At 67.6% G+C, this 19926-nt stretch carries 18 protein-coding genes; 6 read left to right on the top strand and 12 right to left on the bottom strand.

Going from position 1 to position 19926, the window contains the following annotated elements; translation table 11 throughout:
* Nucleotides 1-73 precede the first annotated feature (73 nt).
* The 3 genes from ABD974_RS13425 to ABD974_RS13415 form a co-directional block, all read right to left on the bottom strand.
* Nucleotides 74-871 carry a hypothetical protein gene (locus tag ABD974_RS13425; RefSeq protein WP_345303842.1) on the bottom strand — a complete coding sequence of 266 codons (798 nt, stop codon included), beginning with the start codon at nt 869-871 and terminating at the stop codon, nt 74-76.
* 5 nt (nt 872-876) lie between these two features.
* The gene (sucB, locus tag ABD974_RS13420) at nt 877-2082 is read right to left on the bottom strand and encodes a dihydrolipoyllysine-residue succinyltransferase (RefSeq protein ID WP_345303841.1); all 1206 of its coding nucleotides are present in this window, start codon (nt 2080-2082) and stop codon (nt 877-879) included.
* A 66-nt stretch (nt 2083-2148) separates the two neighbouring features.
* Entirely contained in the window at nt 2149-4977 is a 2829-nt protein-coding gene (locus tag ABD974_RS13415) for a 2-oxoglutarate dehydrogenase E1 component (protein WP_345303840.1), read from the bottom strand.
* Nucleotides 4978-5330: 353 nt separating this feature from the next.
* Between ABD974_RS13415 and ABD974_RS13410 the strand changes: the two genes are divergently transcribed.
* Nucleotides 5331-6875, top strand: coding sequence for a hypothetical protein (locus ABD974_RS13410; RefSeq protein WP_345303839.1), 1545 nt, complete (start codon nt 5331-5333; stop codon nt 6873-6875).
* 49 nt (nt 6876-6924) lie between these two features.
* Here ABD974_RS13410 and ABD974_RS13405 read toward each other — a convergent pair whose 3' ends face one another.
* The 3 genes from ABD974_RS13405 to purB are packed head-to-tail and all read right to left on the bottom strand — an operon-like array spanning nt 6925 to nt 10448.
* Complete coding sequence (locus ABD974_RS13405; protein WP_345303838.1) at nt 6925-7851, bottom strand: GNAT family N-acetyltransferase; 927 nt, start codon at nt 7849-7851, stop codon at nt 6925-6927.
* The gene (locus ABD974_RS13400; protein WP_345303837.1) at nt 7838-9079 is read right to left on the bottom strand and encodes a JmjC domain-containing protein; all 1242 of its coding nucleotides are present in this window, start codon (nt 9077-9079) and stop codon (nt 7838-7840) included. The genes ABD974_RS13405 and ABD974_RS13400 overlap by 14 nt, the downstream gene beginning before the upstream one ends.
* Nucleotide 9080: 1 nt before the next feature.
* The gene (gene purB, locus ABD974_RS13395; RefSeq protein WP_345303836.1) at nt 9081-10448 is read right to left on the bottom strand and encodes an adenylosuccinate lyase; all 1368 of its coding nucleotides are present in this window, start codon (nt 10446-10448) and stop codon (nt 9081-9083) included.
* 94 nt (nt 10449-10542) lie between these two features.
* On the opposite strand from purB, the gene ABD974_RS13390 reads away from it, so the two are divergent.
* Complete coding sequence (locus ABD974_RS13390; RefSeq protein WP_425562693.1) at nt 10543-11988, top strand: class II fumarate hydratase; 1446 nt, start codon at nt 10543-10545, stop codon at nt 11986-11988.
* A 102-nt stretch (nt 11989-12090) separates the two neighbouring features.
* On the opposite strand, the gene ABD974_RS13385 is transcribed toward ABD974_RS13390, so the two are convergent.
* From ABD974_RS13385 to ABD974_RS13360, 6 genes are all read right to left on the bottom strand, one after another.
* Nucleotides 12091-12786, bottom strand: a complete 696-nt coding sequence (locus ABD974_RS13385) for a YggN family protein (protein ID WP_345303835.1) — start codon at nt 12784-12786, stop codon at nt 12091-12093.
* Nucleotides 12787-12845: 59 nt separating this feature from the next.
* Nucleotides 12846-13685: a DUF4097 family beta strand repeat-containing protein gene (locus ABD974_RS13380; protein ID WP_345303834.1), complete on the bottom strand. Its 840-nt coding sequence runs from the start codon at nt 13683-13685 to the stop codon at nt 12846-12848.
* 226 nt (nt 13686-13911) lie between these two features.
* Complete coding sequence (locus ABD974_RS13375; protein WP_345303833.1) at nt 13912-14940, bottom strand: ABC transporter permease; 1029 nt, start codon at nt 14938-14940, stop codon at nt 13912-13914.
* Complete coding sequence (locus ABD974_RS13370) at nt 14937-15797, bottom strand: ABC transporter ATP-binding protein (RefSeq protein WP_345303832.1); 861 nt, start codon at nt 15795-15797, stop codon at nt 14937-14939. The genes ABD974_RS13375 and ABD974_RS13370 overlap by 4 nt, the downstream gene beginning before the upstream one ends.
* Entirely contained in the window at nt 15794-16180 is a 387-nt protein-coding gene (locus tag ABD974_RS13365; protein ID WP_345303831.1) for a GntR family transcriptional regulator, read from the bottom strand. The genes ABD974_RS13370 and ABD974_RS13365 overlap by 4 nt, the downstream gene beginning before the upstream one ends.
* Before the next feature lie 5 nt (nt 16181-16185).
* Nucleotides 16186-16455, bottom strand: a complete 270-nt coding sequence (locus ABD974_RS13360) for a hypothetical protein (RefSeq protein WP_345303830.1) — start codon at nt 16453-16455, stop codon at nt 16186-16188.
* Between the two features lie 134 nt (nt 16456-16589).
* Here ABD974_RS13360 and ABD974_RS13355 point away from each other — a divergent pair, with 134 nt between their 5' ends.
* The 4 genes from ABD974_RS13355 to bamJ all read left to right on the top strand — a co-directional run bounded on the left by ABD974_RS13355 (nt 16590) and on the right by bamJ (nt 19898).
* Nucleotides 16590-17171 (top strand): glutathione peroxidase, encoded by a 582-nt coding sequence (locus ABD974_RS13355; protein WP_345303829.1) that lies wholly within the window; start codon nt 16590-16592, stop codon nt 17169-17171.
* 112 nt (nt 17172-17283) lie between these two features.
* Complete coding sequence (locus ABD974_RS13350; RefSeq protein WP_345303828.1) at nt 17284-18207, top strand: FKBP-type peptidyl-prolyl cis-trans isomerase N-terminal domain-containing protein; 924 nt, start codon at nt 17284-17286, stop codon at nt 18205-18207.
* Nucleotides 18208-18283: 76 nt separating this feature from the next.
* Entirely contained in the window at nt 18284-18991 is a 708-nt protein-coding gene (locus ABD974_RS13345) for an FKBP-type peptidyl-prolyl cis-trans isomerase (RefSeq protein ID WP_345303827.1), read from the top strand.
* Between the two features lie 106 nt (nt 18992-19097).
* The gene (gene bamJ, locus ABD974_RS13340; RefSeq protein WP_345303826.1) at nt 19098-19898 is read left to right on the top strand and encodes a BamJ family beta-barrel-assembly machinery protein; all 801 of its coding nucleotides are present in this window, start codon (nt 19098-19100) and stop codon (nt 19896-19898) included.
* Nucleotides 19899-19926: the final 28 nt, after the last annotated feature.

Genomic DNA, 19926 nt, shown 5'->3' with positions numbered 1-19926 from the left:
GGAATGGGGAGGGGCCAGGCCGGTCTGCGGGTCGGCGGTCAAGGTTGCGGGGCCACGTGCCGGAAGTCGACCGCTATTGAGCGGAAGATCCCTGTTCCAGGAACCGGTACATTTTCGGTGTCGCGCGTCGATGCTCGCCTGAGGCGAGATCGTCGAAGTGCTTGCGGCAGTAGATCTCCTGGCCGTTGTCGATTGCCACCGAAAGGATCTTGCGGGCATTTCGTTCGACCATTTCCATCAAGTGCCGTGCCGAATCCGGATTCTCGCGTTGCATGCGGTCGAAGGTCGATTCGATCCTGGCGATGATGGGGGCTTCGCGCACGCGCCACTCTGCGAGCGCCTCGTCCGCGTGGCCTGCCAGATGGGGATAGCGTGCGACGCACATTTCCCGACCGATTTCCGCGGACCTCATCGTCATGTAGTACATGCCCATGGCTTCGTCGAGGTTGTCGGCATCGTAGTAGCCCTCGCTGCTCGTCGATCCGAAGCTGTCGAACGCCTGCGAGCAGAACAGTTCGCCGGCGGCCTGGCGTCGCGCGGCGCCCAGCATGTCGCTTGCGGTTTGCTCCACCACGAGGACCGTTCGGTCGATCTGGGCTCGATTGTCCGATGGCAGGTCGGCGATGAAGGCATCGGCGGCCGTGTTGGCATCCGCATGTTCCGCGTTCCAGGCGTCCAGCTTGGCCTTCAGGGTCGGGGCGAGTTTTGGATAGGCTTCGCTGCAGTGGCGCACGACACTCGCCAACATCGCGCGCTGCACGATGGCGCTTACCGGCTTGTCCTGATCGGCGGCGGCCAAGGGCGCCGCCAGCAAGGCCGCCATCATCGTGCCGACCAATGCCAGCATGCCGCGTGTCGTGTGGCTGCGCATGCCGATCACATGCCCAACAGCATGCGGTGCGGGTTTTCCAGCTGGTTCTTGATGTCGACCAGGAACAGCACCGCGTCCTTGCCGTCGATGATGCGGTGGTCGTAGCTGAGCGCGATGTACATCATCGGCGCGGCGATCACCTGGCCGTTCTCGACGATCGCGCGTTCCTTGATCGCGTGCATGCCGAGGATCGCGGACTGCGGCGGGTTCACGATCGGCGTGGACATCAGCGAACCGAAGGTGCCGCCGTTGGTGATGGTGAAGGTGCCGCCCTGCAGGTCTTCCAGCTTCAGGCCGCCTTCGCGCGCCGCCTTGGCGTAGCCGGCGATGGCGCCTTCGATGTCGGCGAAGCCCATGCGCTCGACGTTGCGCAGCACCGGCGTGACCAGACCCTTCTCGGTGGCGACCGCGATGCTGATGTCGGCGTAGCCGTGGTAGATCACGTCGTTGCCGTCGACCGAGGCGTTGACGATCGGATGGCGCTGCAGCGCGTTCGCGGCGGCCTTGGCGAAGAAGCTCATGAAGCCGAGCTTGATGCCGTTGGCCTTCTCGAACTGCTCGCCCAGCTCCTTGCGCATCTGCATGACCTTGGCGAGGTTGACCTCGTTGAACGAGGTCAGCATCGCGATCGAGTTCTTCGACTGCATCAGGCGTTCGGCGATGCGGGCGCGCATGCGGGTCATCGGTACGCGTTCTTCAGGACGCGCGCCGCCGCCGACGCCGGCGGTCTTGCCGCTGGCGTAGTTGACGATGTCTTCCTTGGTGACCGCGCCGCGGCGGCCGGTGCCGGCCACGTCGGCGGGGTTCACGCCGCTGCTGGCGGCGGCGAAGCGCGCGCCCGGCGGCAGTTCGGAAGACGCGGCCGCCGGTGCCGGCGTGGTGCTGGCCGGCGCGGCGGCGTTGGCCTTCGCGGCCTCGGCCTTCGGCTGCATTTCCTGGGCGCCGGCCGCCGGGGCCGCGACGGCCGCGACCGCGCCTTCCTCGATCACCGCGATGACCTGCTGGCTGTTGACGGTCGCGCCTTCGGCGAACTTCAACTCCCTGATCACGCCGTCCACGGTCGAGGGCACTTCCAGCACGACCTTGTCGGTCTCGAGGTCGACGATGTTCTCGTCGCGCTTGACCGCGTCGCCGACCTTCTTGTGCCAGGTGGCGATGACGGCGTCGGAGACGGATTCGGGAAGAACGGGAACCTTGATTTCGGTGGCCATGGGCGGCGTCCTGACAGCGGTATTGAAAAGGTCACCGGCGCCCCGGGGCGCCGGCGGCAAACAGCGTCACTCGGCGGCGTGTTCGCCGTTGAGCGGATTGACCAGCGCGTCGGCGATCAGCTTCAGCTGCTCTTCGACGTGATCGTTGAAATGACCGGCGGCGGGCGAGGGCGAGCGGGCGCGACCGGCGTAGTGCAGGTTCTGCTTCTCCTGCAGGCAGAAGCGCAGGTGATGCTGGATCTGGTACCACGCGCCCTGGTTCTGCGGTTCTTCCTGGCACCACACGACCTGGGTCGCCTTCGGATAACGCTTGAGTTCAGCGATCAGGTGAGCGCGCGGGAAGGGATACAGCTGTTCGATCCGGATCAGCGCCACATCCTTCTGCTCGCGCTTCTGCAGGTCTTCCAGCAGGTCGTAGTAGACCTTGCCGCCGCAGACGACGACGCGCTTGACCGACTTCGGGTCGGCGCTCGCGTCCGGGATCAGATGCTGGAATTCGCCGTTCGCCAGTTCGTCGAGCGTGGACACCGCGAGCTTGTGGCGCAGCAGCGACTTCGGCGTCATCACCACCAGCGGCTTGCGCGTCTTCATGCGCATCTGCCGGCGGATCATGTGGAAGGCCTGCGCCGGGGTGGTCGGCGTGCAGACGATCATGTTCTCAAGGGCGCACAGCTGCAGGAAGCGTTCCAGGCGCGCCGAGCTGTGCTCGGGGCCCTGGCCTTCGTAGCCGTGCGGCAGGAACAGGGCGAGGCCGCAGAGCCGGCCCCACTTGGCTTCGCCCGACGACAGGAACTGGTCGATCACGACCTGCGCGCCGTTCGCGAAGTCGCCGAACTGCGCTTCCCAGATGTCGAGGGTCATGGGATCGGCGGTGGAATAACCGTATTCGAACGCCATCACCGCTTCTTCGCTGAGCAGCGAGTCGATGATCGTGGCGTCCTCCGGATTCTTGACCAGCTGCCGCAGCGGCATGTGATCCACGTCGGTCTTCTGGTCGTGGAGGATCGCGTGGCGGTGGAAGAACGTGCCGCGGCCGCAGTCCTGGCCGACCAGGCGCAGGCGGAAGCCGTCGTCGAGCAGCGTGGCGTAGGCGAGGTTCTCGGCAAAGCCCCAGTCGCCCGCGAGTTCGCCTGCCGACATCTTGCGGCGGTCCTCGTAGATCTTGGCCACGCGCGGATGCAGGGTGGCATCGGCCGGCAGGGTGTTGATCAGCGTCGCCAGTTCGTCCAGCCGCTTGCGCGGGACTTTGGTGTCGACGCCGTCGCCGAGCTTTGCCGCGAGCAGCGGGCGCCAGTCGATGGCATAGGCATCGGGATTGGCCGGCGCCAGTTCGGTGGTGACGATGCCGTCATCGAGTTTCTGGCGGTAGCCGTCGACCAGCGCCTGCGCGTCTTCGGCCTTCAGCGTGCCCTTCTCGGCCAGACGTTCCGCGTACAGCTCGCGGGTGGTCTTGCGCTTGCGGATGGTCTGGTACATCAGCGGCTGGGTGGCCGCCGGCTCGTCGGCTTCGTTGTGGCCGTGGCGGCGGTAGCAGACGAGGTCGATGACCACGTCCTTGCCGAACTGCTGGCGGAAATCGAAGGCGAGTTCGGCGCAGAACGCCACCGCTTCGGGATCGTCGCCGTTCACGTGCAGCACCGGCGCGCCGACCATCTTCGCGACATCGGTGCAGTACAGCGTGGAGCGCGCGTCCTGACGTTCGCTGGTGGTGAAGCCGACCTGGTTGTTGATGACGATGTGGATCGTGCCGCCGACCGCGAAACCGCGGGCCTGCGACATCTGCAGCAGTTCCATCACCACGCCCTGACCGGCGAACGCGGCGTCGCCGTGCATCAGGATCGGCACGACCTGGCGGCGGGCCTTGTCGCCGCGACGATGCTGGCGCGAGCGCACGCTGCCGGCGACGACCGGGTCGACGATTTCCAGATGCGAGGGATTGAAGGCGAGGGCGAGATGCACCGGGCCGCCGGGCGTCTGCACGTCGGCGCTGAAGCCCATGTGGTACTTCACGTCGCCGGCATGGGCGCGGTCGTCGTGCTCGAACTTGCCTTCGAATTCGTCGAAGAGTTTGCGCGGCGGCTTGCCGAGCGTATTGACCAGCACGTTGAGGCGGCCGCGATGGGCCATGCCCAGCACCACGTCCTTCACGCCGTCGCTGCCGGCGCGGCGGATCATCACGTCGAGCATCGGGATCAGCGCGTCGCCGCCTTCCAGCGAGAAGCGCTTCTGGCCGACGTACTTGGTGTGCAGGTAGCGTTCCAGGCCTTCGGCGGCGGTGAGGCGTTCGAGGATCCGGCGCTTGTCCTCGTCGCTGCGACGGAAATCGCCGCCGGCGGATTCCAGTCGCTCGTACATCCAGCGGCGCTGGTCGGCGTCGGTGATGTGCATGAACTCGGCGCCGATGCTGCCGGTGTAGGTCGCCTTCAACAGGCTGAGCAGATCGCGCAGCTTCATCCGGGGCTGCCCGGCGACGCCGCCGGTGCTGAATTCGTCGTTGAGGTCGGCGTCGCCCAGGCCGTGGAAGTCCAGGCCCAGGTCGGGCGCGCCGGGTTTCTCCATCATGCCCAGCGGGTCGAGGTCGGCGCCGAGATGGCCGCGCGAGCGATAGGCGGTGATCAGGCGGCCGATCGAGCGTTCGCGCTCGTCGCCGGGGCCGGAACCGCCGGCGACGACCACGCCGCGCGCGGCCTGGCGGCCGGCCTCGGCGATGGCTTCGATCACCGCCGAATGCGGCACATCGCGGGCGTCGCGGCCCTTGATGCCGTCGAAATAGGCTTTCCATTTCGGCCCGACGCTGTCGGGGGAGACCAGGTACTGCTCGTAGAGGTCCTCGATGTACGCGGCATTGGCGCCGAGCTGGGAGGACTGCGCGAACTGCTTCAGGAGACTGTCCACTCGGGGATCACACTCGAATGTCGGAAAGCGCGGAGGAGAAAGGGATAACCGCTTGATCCGCCGGGAAATCCAAGGGCGGGGCGGCGGGTCGGCGAAAGGACCGGAATTATAGCCGCAGGCTTCGCCGCAGCGCACCACTCGGGGCCGCGGCGCGGCCGCGGCGGCGCTTCGACAATGGTCGTAGGCCCGTCGTCGCCGGCCGGCTGCCGAACGCGTCGTCCGTGCATGGGCATCGTCTCCGGGTCGCGTTCCACGCGACTTTCCCGGTCGCCTTCTCGTGTCCGGGCGCGGACTGATAAGGTCCGGCGCGTCGACGGCACGTCGATGGCATTCGATCCGGGGGGAACACGAGCATGCGGGACACGGTACGGCGATACGGCAGGGGCCTGGCGTGGCCAGCGGCGGCGATGGCATTGGCGCTCATCGTGGCGGGGTGCGGGCGTTCGGTGAACGGGGTCGATCAGGCCGGCAAGACCCAACTGGCGCCCGATCTGTATGGGTGTCCCGATCTCAGCGGCACCTACGCCTTTCCCCCGCCGGGCGCGAAGGGCGTCTCGTATCGCGGATCGATGCTGGAGGAATTCCCGATCGAATGGGGCAACCGCGTGCCGGCTTCGCAGATCCGCGGGCTGACCATCCGGCGGGTCGAACCCGGCGCCTACGAATTCCGTTTCATGGTGGAAGACACGCGGGTCGTTCAGCATCTGGCGCTGATCCGCGAGTTCTACAAGCCGCGCTACCGCGAGCTTTACCACCTCCTCCAGGCGCCGCAGCGCGATGCCTTCATCGCCCGCGAGGGCGAAGCCGCCCACGCGAAGCGCGTGGCCGAGCTCGGGCCGCCGGCCGAGATCGTCCGCACCCTGCGCGCCGGCACCGACATGATCTGCCGCGACGGCTGGATCGAATTGCCCCGCGCCTACACGAAACCGATCCGGCTGACCCTGGGTGAGGACCGTTCGATCCTGGGCGAGTCGCGCGAAATCAGCACGGTCGGCATCACGGTCTGGTGCGGCGACGGCTGCAAGGATCTGCCGATCCCCACCGGGACCTACACCGGCACCCTGCGCTGGCCGCGCGACGACGCCCAGCGCCCCTGGCGGGTCCAGGATCTGGCCGCACGCTCGCTGCTGGAGCGGCCGATCGACGAGATCGAGGCCGAAGTCGCGCGGCGCGAGGCGGAGCAGGCGCGTTCGGATGCCGACCGTTTTCTCGCCGCGGACGACATCCGCGGCCGTCTCGAAGGCCTGGCGCCCGCGGGCACGGTGGTGGAGACGGTCGAGGTGCGCGGCGGCGAGGTCCATGTGCGCTACACCGCGCCGACCGCCGACGTCGATACCCTCTTGAACCGGGTGGCCGGTGTCGGAGGAAACGGTGCGGCCACCGGGCCGCAGCGGGTGCAGCGCATCGTCACCTCCGGGCGTTTCCATGTGCGCAGCGTCGAATTCGTGTTGACCGATTCGCCGATGGTCCTGCGCAGCGAGGCCACCGCCTCGATGGGCAATGCGAGCGGCGAAGATCCGGCCTCCGGCATGGCGGTGCTGTCGGCGGCGCCTTCGGCCGCCGTGGCGGGTTCGGCGCCGGCGAACGCGCCCGGGCCCGCGACGACCGCGAATGCGGCGGGCAGCCAGCTTCCGCCCGCGGGGTATGCCGACCCTCTCGCCATCCAGCGCCGTGTCGGCAGGTTGTTCCCGGCCGGTTGCAGGGTCGTCGATGTGCGCTACGGCGGCGAACGCGTGACCCTGACGGGGCAGGCCGAAACCCATCGCTGCGTCTCGGACGGGATGCGCGCGCTGGATGCCGCGCAGAGCCGTCCGGAGCTGCTGTCGATCGTCCGCGAGAGCAACGACAGCCACCGTTTCGAGATCCTGATCGTGCCGTCGGCGCTGACTGCGAAATGATCGCGGGCGCGCGGCGTCGGTTGCCGGAATTGCCCGGACAGCCGACGCCTCAGACTCCGAGGACGCGGTATTCGGTGACGATGCGCGAGCGTTCCCACACCGGCTGGAATGTGTCCGCGAGTTGACGCGCGCGACCGCCGGCGTCCACCGCGCCTTCGCCGTCGAAGCGGTTGCCGAGGGTGCGGAAGTAGTAGCCGCTGCCGTCGTTGACGATGAACGCCGAGGCATAGCCGCGGTCGGCCGGGTCGTTCGCTTCGCGGAAACCGAACACGCTGGGCAGGCGCTGGGCGAGGGCGATCAGCGGTGCGTGCGCGCGCTGCGGCGCGTCCGCGTCCTGCAGGAGGATGCGGACATCCACGCGTTGCCGGCGGGTGCCGAGCCTGCGCAGCGCGTCGAGGACTTCGGGCGCATCGAACAGGCCCGGATCCAGCGCGCGGCTGTAGATCGAGAGTTCGCGGCGGGTGCCGGCGATCACCGCGCAGGCGATGGCCACCGCCGCGTCGCGGGTGTCGATCGCGGTCGGCCCGCCGAGCTGACGGCGCATGGTCTGATGCTCGATGCCGGCTTCCATGAAGCGATCGCCGACCGGCACGAACCCGTGTTTGACGTAGAAGCCGACCGCCGAGACCTGGGCGTGCAGATGCAGCTCCGGCCAATGCCGCCGTTCCGCCTCGGCGATCAGCGCGAGCAGCAGGCCGTCGCCGACGCCGCGGCCGCGCCAGTCGGGCAGGACCGCCATCCGCCCGATCTTGTGCTCCGGCGTGAGCCTGCCCGTGCCGATGGGCGCACCGGCCGCGTCGCGCGCGATCACGTGCACGCACAGCGGGTCGAGTTCGTCCCATTCCAGCGCCAGCGGCACCTGCTGTTCCTGTACGAACACCGGCTCGCGCACTGCGCGCAGGTCGTCGACGCCGGTCGCGTAATCGATCGTTTCGACGCGGAATGGTCGATTTGACGGGCGATCAGTCGCGGTCATCGTCGTCCTCGTCGAAGCTGTCGGATTCGAGGTGGTAATGCCCTTCGCCGAGCAGCGCGATCACCAGCGCCTGCCCATCCGGCGACAGCGACGCGTAGGCATCGGCATCCAGCGCCTGCGCGGCGGCCAGCAGACTCGCGTCGGCCAGCGGCAGGGCGTGGATCTGTCCGGCGATGTAGAGCTTGCCGATGCGCTTGTGCTCGGTGCTGCGGCGCCAGGCCGCGCGCGTCCACGGATGGCGCGCCAGCACCGCGCCCTGCTGCAGGTCGAATTCGATTTCGATCCGCGAACGCGGCGGATCCGGGTCCAGCGGCACGCCGGCGCTGCGGTACAGGCTGATGAAACGGCCGAACCAGTCGCCCAGGCGTTCCGGATCGTTCATGCGCAACTTGTTCAGCGCTTCGACCGCGCGGGCCATCGCGGTCGCGTCGATCTCGCAGAGATCTTCCGGCGGCGCGAGGTCGGGATCGGAGTAACGCACGGATTCGTCGGCGTCGCAGGTCAGGGTATCGACGAAATCGCCCAGCAGTTCGGCGCTGGACGGCGCGCGCAGGCCCACCGAGATGGTCAGGCAGGCGTCCTCGGCGATGCCGTGGTGCGGCACACCCGGCGGCACGTACAGCATGTCGCCCGGCGCCAGCACCCAGTCCTGGTTGGGCCTGAAGTGCTTCAGCAGGCGCAGCGGCACGTCTTCGAGATAGGTCTCGTCGGGATTCGGCGCGGTATCGATCAGCCAGCGGCGATGGCCCTGGCCCTGCAGCAGGAACACGTCGTACTGGTCGATGTGGGCGCCGACCGAACCGCCCGGCGCCGCGAACGAGATCATGATGTCGTCCATGCGCCAGCGCGGCATGAAATCGAACGCGTCGAGCAGCGCGCGCACGTCGGGGTCCCACTTGTCCACGTCCTGCACCAGCAGGGTCCAGTCCTGGTGTGGCATGCCCGGAAATTCCTCTTCCGCGAACGGCCCGCTGCGGATGCTCCAGGCGTCGGCGGCGCGATCGTAGCGGGCGATGCGCGACAGCGCGGTGTCTTCGCAGGCCAGACCGGCGAGGTCTTCCGGCGTGAGCGGCGATTCGAAGTCCGGAAACGCGTTGCGGATCAGCAGCGGGCGCTTCTGCCAGTAATCGCGCAGGAAATCCGCCGGCGGCATGCCCAGCGGGCCGTTGCCGGCGGCGTCGATTTCGTAGGGCAGCGAAGCGTTGCGTGGGGGTGTGCGCTTGGCCATGTCAGATCTCCTTCGCCAGACGCGCCGCGAGGCCGGTGTAGCTGCCCGGGGTCATGTCGAGCAGGCGCTGTTTCGCATCGGCCGGCAGGTCGAGGCCTTCGATGAAGGCGCGCATCGAAGTCGCGTCGATGCCGTGGCCGCGGGTCAGCGCCTTCAGCTGTTCGTAGGGGTTCGGCAGGCCGTGACGGCGCATCACCGTCTGCACGGCTTCGGCCAGCACTTCCCAGGCGGCGTCGAGATCGGCGGCCAGGCGCTCGGGATTCGCGCTGAGTTTGTTCAGGCCGCGCAGCAGGGCGTCGTAGCCGATCAGCGCGTGGCCGAAGGCGGTGCCCAGCGCGCGCAGCACGGTGGAATCGGTGAGGTCGCGCTGCCAGCGGCTGATCGGCAGTTTCGCGGCGAAGTGTTCGAACAGCGCGTTGGCGATGCCGAAGTTGCCTTCGGCGTTCTCGAAATCGATGGGGTTGACCTTGTGCGGCATGGTCGAACTGCCGACTTCGCCGTCCTTCACCGCCTGTTTGAAGTAGCCCAGCGAGATGTAGCCCCAGATGTCGCGGCACAGGTCGACGCAGATGGTGTCGATGCGCTTCTGCGCGTCGCACAGCTCGGCGATGCCGTCGTGCGGCTCGATCTGGGTGGTGTAGGGCTGCCAGTCCAGCCCCAGCGATTCGACGAAGCGCTGCGAGAACGCGGGCCAGTCCACGTCCGGATAGGCGGCGACGTGGGCGTTGTAGTTGCCGACCGCACCGTTGATCTTGCCCGGCATCTGCGCGCCGGCCAGCAGTTCGCCCTGGCGCTGCAGGCGGGCGACGACGTTGGCGAGTTCCTTGCCGACCGTGCTCGGCGACGCGGTCTGGCCGTGGGTGCGCGACAGCATCGGCAGGGCGGCGTGCGCATGCGCCATGGCGCGCAGCGTCTGGATCAGATCGTCCAGCCGCGGCAGCAGCACCGTCTGCCGGGCCTCGCTCAGCATCAGCGCATAGCTGAGATTGTTGATGTCCTCGCTGGTGCAGGCGAAGTGGACGAATTCGAGCGCCGGGGCCAGTTCGGCATCGTCCTTCAGGCGCTCCTTGATGAGATATTCGACCGCCTTCACGTCGTGATTGGTGGTGCGCTCGATCGCCTTGACCCGCGCGGCGTCGCTCACGTCGAGGCCGTCGGCGAGGGTGCGCAGCCGGGCGACGGCGGCCTCGGAAAATGGCTTCAACTCGACGATGCCCGGCTCCGCGGCCAGCGCCAGCAGCCATTCGACCTCGACCTTCACCCGGGCCTTGATCAGGCCGTATTCCGAGAAGATCGGGCGCAGCGCATCGACCTTGCCGGCGTAGCGGCCATCGAGCGGAGAGAGGGCGAGAAGCTGGGCGTCGGACATGGCGTGGTCGCGGGTGGGGGCGGCGGCGGGAGCGCAATTGTAAACGCCCGGGGCGTATGCTCCCCGGCAGACTTCACCCGTGCAGGAGTGTCCCATGGCCCGACGCAGCGCCATCCCCGGCAACTCGCACGGGCGCGTGCCCGATCCCTACCGCACCGAACGCGACAGCATGGGCGAGCTGCGGGTGCCGGCCGACGCCCTGTGGGGCGCGCAGACCCAGCGCGCGGTGCACAACTTCCGCATTTCCGGCCGCCCGATGCCGCGCGGCTTCATCCGCGCCCTCGGCCTGATCAAGGCCGCCGCCGCCCAGACCAACGCCAATCTCGGCCTGCTGCCCAAGACCCGCGCCGCGGCCATCCGCAAGGCCGCGCTGGAAGTCGCCGAGGGCGCGCACGACGCGCATTTCCCGGTCGACATCTTCCAGACCGGCTCCGGCACCTCCAGCAACATGAACGCCAACGAGGTGATCGCCGCGCTGGTGATGCGCGCCGGCCGCGGCCGGGTGCATCCCAACGATGACGTGAACCTCGGCCAGAGCTCCAACGATGTCGTCCCCGCCGCGATCCGGGTGTCGGCGACGCTGGCCGCGACCGAAGATCTGCTGCCGGCGCTGAAGCATCTGCGCACCACCATCGACCGCCGCGCCCGCGAGGCGCGGAAGCTGGTGAAGACCGGCCGCACCCATCTGATGGACGCGATGCCGCTGACCTTCGCCCAGGAACTCGGCGCCTGGTCCTCGCAGCTGGATTCGGCGCGGATGCGGATCGACGACAGCCTCAAGCGCCTGCGCCGGCTGCCGATCGGCGGCACCGCGGTCGGTACCGGCATCAATACCGATCCCGGGTTCGGCAAGCGCGTCGCGCAGACGCTCTCGGTCCTCTCCGGCGTGCGTTTCGTCGGCGCCGACGACTGCTTCGAGGGCATCGCCGCGCAGGACGATGCGGTGGAACTGTCCGGCCAGCTGAGCACGCTGGCGGTGGCGCTGATGAAGATTGCCAACGATCTGCGCTGGATGAATTCCGGGCCGCTGGCCGGGCTGGGCGAGATCGAGCTGCCGGCGCTGCAGCCGGGGTCGTCGATCATGCCCGGCAAGGTCAATCCGGTGATTCCCGAAGCCGTGTGCATGGTCTGCGCGCAGGTCATGGGCCATCACGCGACCGTCACCATCGCCGGGCAGAGCGGCAATTTCCAGCTCAATGTGATGTTGCCGCTGATCGCCGCGGACCTGCTGGACGCCATTGGCCTGCTGGCGAACGCCATGCGCGCCCTGGCCGATGATGCCATCGCCGGCATGGTGTTCCGTGCCGACCGCATCGCCAATGCATTGGCGCGGAATCCCATTCTGGTGACCGCGCTCAATCCGGTGATCGGATACGAAAACGCCGCCGCGATCGCCAAGCAGGCGTATCGCGAACGGCGTCCGGTGTTCGATGTGGCGCTGGAAAAGAGCGGACTGGGCGCGGCGGAACTCAGGCGGCTGCTGGATCCTGCCGCACTGACCGAAGGCGGTCTGCACGCGGGCGCCGCAGGCGGCGGTTGAATCCGCCGCCCCGACTCGGAGGGGGTGTCCGGAGGGGTTGTCCGGATCGTGTTGTCAGGATCGTGTTGTCAGGATCAGACGGTCCGGATCAATCGCGTGCGGTCATTTCGCGTCGGTCGAGGCCGCTTCCGCTTCCGCCGCCGCGTTGCCGGCGTCCGCATCGCCAGCGATGTCGGCGTTGATCGTGGTGCCGGGAATGTCGACGTTGAAGTTGCCGTCCTTGCCGCATTCGTCGACATCGGTCTGGTCCATCTTCGCGTAGGGCTGGAAGGCGGGCAGGGCGGCGGCCAGGCGGTTCTGCGCGTCGAGCAGGGCCGGCAACCGCTCGCACAGTTTCGTCGCCGCCTGTTCGATGCCCTTGGCTTCGGCCTCGATCTTCTGTTCGATCTGATCGGTGTTGCCGGTGAACACGCCCTTCAGCGCCTCGCCGACGGCCTTGCCGGCCAGATCCGCGCCCTCGATGCCGATCCCGATGCCGGCTTCGGCGATGTTGACGATCTTGCCGCGGTATTCCAGCAGCAGCTTGCGCTGGGTCTCGTCGATCGGGACGGCCTTGCCGCCGACCAGGAGGTCGCCCTGCGGCGTGATCTCGGCATCGACCGACGATCCGTTGCGCGAGAGCGTGATGTTGCCGTTGGCGAGTTCCTGGCGGGCTTCGTCGGTCGCCTGCTTCACCGCCTTGCCGATCATCGTCTCGGGCGCATCGGCGACGTCGGCGGGGGTGGGGCTGTTGTCGGAGCAGGCCAACAGGGGCAGGCAGGTCAACAATGCGATGGCGGTGGTGCGGATGGCGTTCATGTCGAGCTCCGTTGCGCAGGGTTGTGAGGACTTCGATGAGGAAACGGGGCGGCCGTACGTCAGTCGTCGGACGGGACGCGGACCTGGCCGGCGACGCCATGATGGCCGACCGAGCCGCTGCCGACACTGTGCACGATGAGATCGCCGCGGACGTCGTTCACTGCCAGGCTGCCGGATCCGATGCTGTCCACCGACACGCTGCCGGCGACGCCCGAAAGTTCCGCATCGCCCGAACCGATCGATGCGATCCGCACGCGGCCGCCGGCATTATCGATGCGCAGATCGCCGGAATGGACGCTGCCGACGGTGGCGTCGCCGCGGACGACGCGCGCGTTCAGATCGCCGGAGCCCACCGACACCACGTGCAGCGCCCCGACATCGTGGACGACGATGTCGCCGGAGCCGACATCGGCGAAGACGGTGCCGCGGATGTGGTCCGCTTCGAGATCGCCGGAACCGACATCCGCCGCCAGCGATGCGACGCCGTCGACGCTGGCGTCGCCGGAGCCGAGCTTGACCTGCACGGCGATGGTCTCCGGAAGCGTCGCATCCAGCGCGAGGTAACCGTATTTCGCCCCCGACCAGGACACCGAGTGCATCGCGCCCTTGCGCTCGGCGACGACGATCAGTTTGTCGCCCTCGCGGCGCTGGCTCAGCACGAGATCGTCGAGCCGCTTCGCGTCGGACGCGCAGGCCTTGCCGCGGATGGCCGCGGTCCGGGCCTTGCCGCCGGCGACCGACAGTTCGTGCGGGCCGATGTCGAACACCAGCGTCTTCACGCCGGCCAGATCCAGGTCCAGATCGCGCGCGGCGGAATGCTCGCAGAGATCGGCGGCCCGGGACGACAACGGCAGCGTCGCCAGCAGGCAGAAGGAGGACAGGAGCGTCGCGATGCGCATGGGATTCTCTCCGGGAGTGTTCGTGTCGTGGGGCGGTAGCGGGGGAAGCGGAAGGGCGATCTGGCGTGTAGGCCGCGCGGCGGTGCCTCGCGTGGTGCCATGTTCGAACTGTCACCGTGCCGTCCGTGGCGATGCAGCGTGGGCTCCGGAGAACCCCGCCCGGCCATCCATGGCCGGGCCTTCAGCAGGCCGCGCGGCGGTGCCGCGCAGGCGGCCTGCTTCAGCCTCAGCCTTCGTCCCGCCAGCGGCGGAGGCGGATGGCGGCGGCGATCATGGCCACGCCGACCGCGATGCCGATCCACATGTCGAGCGAGCCGAACGCCGACCAACTGCTCAGCACGTCCAGTTCCGGCGAGATGCCATCGCCGCTGGTCACCGCCAGATCGCCGTCGACCGCCTTCACGAACCAAAGGCCGGGGATCAGGCTGCACAGTCCGCGCAGGGCGACCACGTACCACAGGTGTTCGTGCGGGAACTCGGCGCCGGTGACCCAGGCGAAGATCTGCCCGGTCATGCTCACCATCGCGCAGCCCAGCAGCGGAATCAGCACGGCCCACAGGAACGGGAAGCGGCGCGACCAGGCGGAGCAGAGCATCAGCCAGCCGATCGTGGGCACCGACCAGGCGATGTAGACCGGCATGACCCCGAAGATCTGGCCCAGCACATGCAGCGGACGCGCGCCGGTGATCAGGGTGCCGACGCCGGGAATGCCGTTCACCACCAGGGCGAGCGCCACGATCAGCCACATCACGATGCCGATCGCCACGCCGACGAGCAGGCCGACCACCGGACCGAGCACCAGCGCCCAGGCGACTTTCGACAGCACGACCTGCAGATCGGAGACCGGCAGCGATTTCCAGAACAGCACGCTGCGGTCGCGGCGCTCGTCGTACAGCGAGCCCAGGGCGTAGAAGAACACGACGAAGATGGTCACCAGCATCGCCAGCATGATGCCGTTGGCGAGGATGCCGTCGCTGAGGATGCCGAGGCCTCGTCCGGCGAGGTCTTCGCCGTCGATCTTGAAATGATCGCCGAAGTCGCCTTCGCGCTTGGCCTTCTGCACGAAGATCGTGACCCCGATCATGGCGATGACGGCGAAGACCGAGGCGATGATGCCGGTGATCGCGGGCGCCCACAGGAAACTGCGGTTTTCCCAGTATTCGCGCTTGATCAGCAGTTTCAGCTTGTGCGCGAAGCCGAAGGCGGAGCCGCTGTGCGGGCGGGCGGCGGCCGCGGGGGCGATGGAGGTGTTCATGCGTAGGTCCCCTTCATGGTGGCGACGAACAGGTCGGCGAGCCCCGGAATGCGGGTTTCGCCGAACGCGGCCAACTGGTTCAGCGGTACGCCGTCGAACATCATCACGGTCTTGCCGAACGGCAGCGCGCGTTCGTCGATCGGTTTCATCGCGCGGGCCTCGTCGACGCGATCCGCGTTGAGCATCACTTCGATATAGCGTTCGCCGAGGCTTTCCATCGTCGCGTCGAGCACGATCTTGCCGTCGCGGATGAACATCACGTCGGTCAGGATGTGTTCGATCTCCTCGACCTGGTGGGTGGTGATCACGATCGTCTTCTGCTCGTCGAAATAATCTTCCAGCAGGCGCTGGTAGAACTGTTTGCGGTACAGGATGTCGAGGCCGAGCGTCGGTTCGTCCAGCACCAGCAGTTTGGCGTCGATCGCCATGACCAGCGCCAGATGCAACTGCACGATCATGCCCTTGGACATTTCGCGCACGCGCAGATTGGGCTTGAGCTGGGTGTTGGCGAGGAAACGCTCGCATTTGGCGCGGTCGAAGCGCGGATGCACGCCAGCGACGAATTCGATCGCCTCGCTCACCCGGATCCAGCGCGGCAGCACCGCCACGTCGGCGATGAAGCAGACATCGTTCATCAGTTCGTCGCGCTCGGTGCGCGGGTCGCGGCCCAGCACCTTGAGCTCGCCGTCGAACGGGATCAGGCCGAGCACCGCCTTCAGCGCGGTGGTCTTGCCGGCGCCGTTGGGACCGATCAGGCCGATGATCTTGCCGGGGCCGATGTCGAAATCGGTGCTGTCGAGCGCGACCTTGTTCTTGTAGGCCTTGCGCAGGCCGCGGGCGGAGACGATGGCGTTCATGCGTCACCTCTGCGCGGGCCGGCCTTGTCGGCCATCGGCTGCATCAGTTCCTGCATGCTGAGGCCCAGGCGCTGGATGCGCTCCAGCACCAGCGGCCATTCTTCGCGCAGGAAACGGTCGCGCTCGCTGGAGAGCAGTTTCTTGGAGGCTTCTTCGGTGACGTACATGCCAAGTCCTCTGCGTTTCTCGACGAGTGCCTCGTCCGCCAGTTCCTGGTAGGCGCGCGAGACGGTGATGGGGTTCAGTTGGTATTCGGCGGCCACCTGGCGCACCGAGGGGAGGGGGTCGCCGGGCTTCAGCAGACCGTCGAGCATCATCGCGATGACCCGGTCCTTCAGCTGGCGATAGATCGGAGCGCCGTCGCTCCACTGGATGGCAGTCATGTGGGTCAGCTCCCGTTGCCGCTGCGCAGTCCCTGCGCGAAGGAGAAGAAGGGCAGCGCCATCGCTTCGCGGGCCTGGGCCCGGCGATTGCGCTTGTAGGCCTTGGCCGGAGATTGCGTCGTGCCGACGCGGGCCTCGGAGGGAAGGGGCGCGACGCCCTGTTCGGCGAAGGCGCCGGACGGAGGCGGAACGGGGGCGCTGGCGATGAGGCCAACGGTGAGGAGGCTCAGCGCGATGCCGAGGGCGCGTACGGAGTGCATGAGCTTGCGGGGCATGGTCAACTCCTGTTCGTGTTGACTGGTGTTGTATGCAACTATAACACCAAGACACGCCCGGTCAAGCCCCCGGGAAACCTTTCCGACCCAACTGAAGTCATACTCCGGCCTTTCCCTTGCCCGGAGACCTACCCATGCCCCGATTTCTGACGAAATCCCTGATCCTGCTGGGCTTGTGCGCCTTGTCTGCCTTGGCGTTGGCCGCGGGCGGGCTGCTGGACCACAGCTACCGGCCCCTCGCCGGCAAAACCCCCGTGAATCTCGGCAAGACCTACTCGGGACAGGTGCTGCTGGTGGTCAATACCGCCAGCAAATGCGGTTTCACGCCCCAGTTCGAGGCTCTCGAAGGCCTGCACGCACGCTACAAGGCCCGCGGTTTCTCCGTCCTGGGCTTCCCCTCGGGCGACTTCATGTCCCAGGAATACACCGACGAGAAGAAGATCCAGGAGTTCTGCACGCTCACCTACGGCGTGAAATTCCCGATGTTCCAGAAGGTGCACGTCACCGGCGACCAGACCACGCCGTTCTACAAGGCCTTGGCCGCGGCCACCGGCGAAAGCCCGAAGTGGAATTTCCACAAGTACCTCATCGGTCGCGACGGCAAGGTGGTGGCGACGTTCGGCAGCCGGACCAAGCCGGACGCACCGGAAGTGATCCAGGCCATCGAGGCTGCCCTGAAGGCGAAGCCGCAGCCGGCCGCAGCCCCGGGTCGCTGATGTCCGCGGCGACGATTGCCCGCATCCGCGCCGGCCGCGACAATAGGCGACCGGCATCGTGCGCACCGGGTTGGAGGCGCGCGATGGCGAAACCCGTTTTCTGGAGAGTTCGATGAGTGTCCGTGTGCGCGGCCTGGCCGCTTGGATGGCGGTGGCGGCGCTGTCGTGGTCGATGTGGGCGCAGGCGGAAGACAAGACCGCGCTGACCACCGACCGCGACAAGGTGAGCTACATGATCGGCGCCGATGTCGGGCGTTCGGTCGCCAGCGCAGGCCCCGATCTGGACATGGCCGCCTTCGAACGCGCGATCCGCAACGCATTCGCCGGCGGCGAGCCGCTGCTCTCCGACGAGGAATCCAAGGCCGTGGGCACGGCGCTGATGCAGCGCGTCGCCGAGCGCGGCGGCCGCCCGGTGCCGGGTCTGCCGCCGGGCATGCAGCCGCCCGCGGTGGCGAAGGACAAGGTCGGTTTCATGATCGGCGCCGATGTCGGGCGCTCGCTCGCGTCGATCCAGGACGAGATCGACATGCCGGTGTTCCTGCAGGCCGTGCGCACGATGATGTCGTCGTCGAAGCCGCTGCTGACGGATGCCGAGCTGGGCCAGATCCGCGACGCCTTCGCCAAGACCCGCGCATCGCAGGAGGCGCGCAGGAATGCGCAGGCCGGCGCCGCGTTCCTCGCGAAGAACCGCACCGAGCCGGGCGTCATCACCACCTCGTCCGGCCTGCAGTATCGCGTGCTCCGTCAGGGCAACGGACGCCGGCCGCGGATCAGCGAACGCGTCCGCGTGAATTACGAGGGCGCGTTGCTGTCGGGCAAGGTCTTCGACAGCAGCTATCAGCGCGGCCAGCCCGCGGTGTTCGCGTTGAACGAGCTCATCGCCGGCTGGACCGAAGGTCTGATGCTGATGCCCGTCGGCGCGAAGTATCGCCTCTGGATCCCGGGTCCGATCGCCTACGGCGAGCGCGGCAGCCCACCGCAGATCGGCCCCAACGAAACCCTGGTCTTCGACGTCGAACTGCTCGGCATGCCCTGACCGCCAAACGCCATCCTTCCCCCGCGGTCCGCCATGCCGGCGTTCCGTACGACCGCATTCCCATGGAGCTTCAACGATGAGATTCGCCCGTTCCCCGCTCGCCGCCGCAGTCATCGCCGCGTCCGCGTTCTTCCTCTCCGCGCAGGCCGCGGCCCAGAATGCCGCCCTGCCGACCGAGAAGGATCGCGTCAGCTACATGATCGGCGTCGATATCGGCAAATCGCTCAAGCCGCTGGCGGGCGAGATCGATGCCGCCGCGCTCAAGCGCGCGATCGACGATGTCCTCGGCGGCAAGACGCTGCTGCTCGACGAACAGGAACTCGCCGCGGTGGGGCAGGCGTTCTCGCAGAAGATCCAGGCCAAGCAGCAGGCCGATCAGAAGGCCGCGCTCGACCGCAACCTCGCCGCGGGCGCCGCTTTCCTCGCGCAGAACGGCAAGAAGCCCGGCGTGATCACCACCGCGTCGGGCCTGCAGTATCAGGTCGTCGCCGCCGGCAAGGGCGCGAAGCCCACCGCAGAGAACACCGTGAAGGTGCATTACACCGGCACGCTGCTGGACGGCACCAAATTCGACAGCTCCTTTGATCGCAACGAACCCGCCCAGTTCCTGCTCGGCGCGGTGATTCCGGGCTGGACCGAAGGCCTGCAACTGATGCCGCTCAACGCCAAATACCGGTTCTGGATTCCGGCCGCGCTCGCCTACGGCGATCAGGGCACGCCGGGCGGTCCGATCCCGCCGGGCAGCGTGCTGACCTTCGACGTCGAACTGCTCGAAATCCTCTGACATCCTTCCGCTTCGCGCACGACACCCGCCTTTCCCCGAACCCCATTCCCCCGACACCCTCTCGCAACGCCGTGGCGATGCGTACCCACCCCAGGAGTCCCTGTTGATGAAACTCTCGCGTAATCTGACCCTCGCCGCCGCTGTCGCCACCTGCGTGCTGGCGCTGGCCGCCTGCAAGCCGATCGAAAAGGACGCCGCCGCCGGCGACAAGGCCGATGCCAAGGCCGATGCCGCGGAAGGCGCCGCCGGCAAGATCGAAGGCCTGCCGACCGAAAAGCAGCAGATCAGCTACATGATCGGCATGGACATCGGCAAGTCGCTGAAGCCGATGAAGGACGAGGTCGACATGGCCACGCTGCAGCGCGCGATCAACGATGTGTTCGCCGACAAGAAGCCGCTGCTGAACGATGAGCAGGCGATGAAGGTGATGCAGGCCTTCGCCACCAAGATGCAGGCGAAGCAGCAGGAAGAAATGGCCAAGAAGCAGGCCGAGATGGAAGCGCAGGGCAAGAAGAACCTCGAAGCCGGCGCCAAGTTCCTCGCCGAGAACGGCAAGAAGCCGGGCGTGACCACCACCGCGTCGGGCCTGCAGTACCAGGTCGTGACCGAAGGCAAGGGCCCGAAGCCGAAGGCGACCGATTCGGTCAAGGTGCACTACACCGGCACGCTGCTGGACGGCACCAAGTTCGACAGCTCGATCGACCGCAAGGAGCCGGCGCAGTTCGTGCTGAACTCGGTGGTCCCGGGCTGGACCGAAGCGCTGCAGTTGATGCCGGTGGGCAGCAAGTACAAGCTGTGGATCCCGGCCAACCTCGGCTACGGCGAGCAGGGCACCCCGGGTGGCCCGATCCCGCCGAACGCCACCTTGGTGTTCGAGGTCGAGCTGATCGAGATCGTCAAGCAGTAAGCGTCGAGCACCGATCGTCGAGCACCGA

This window comes from Lysobacter hankyongensis (assembly GCF_039543145.1).
GTDB lineage: Bacteria > Pseudomonadota > Gammaproteobacteria > Xanthomonadales > Xanthomonadaceae > Lysobacter_I > Lysobacter_I hankyongensis.
Note: the sequence above shows the minus strand (reverse complement) of the source record. Positions and strands in the feature narration are given on the sequence as shown.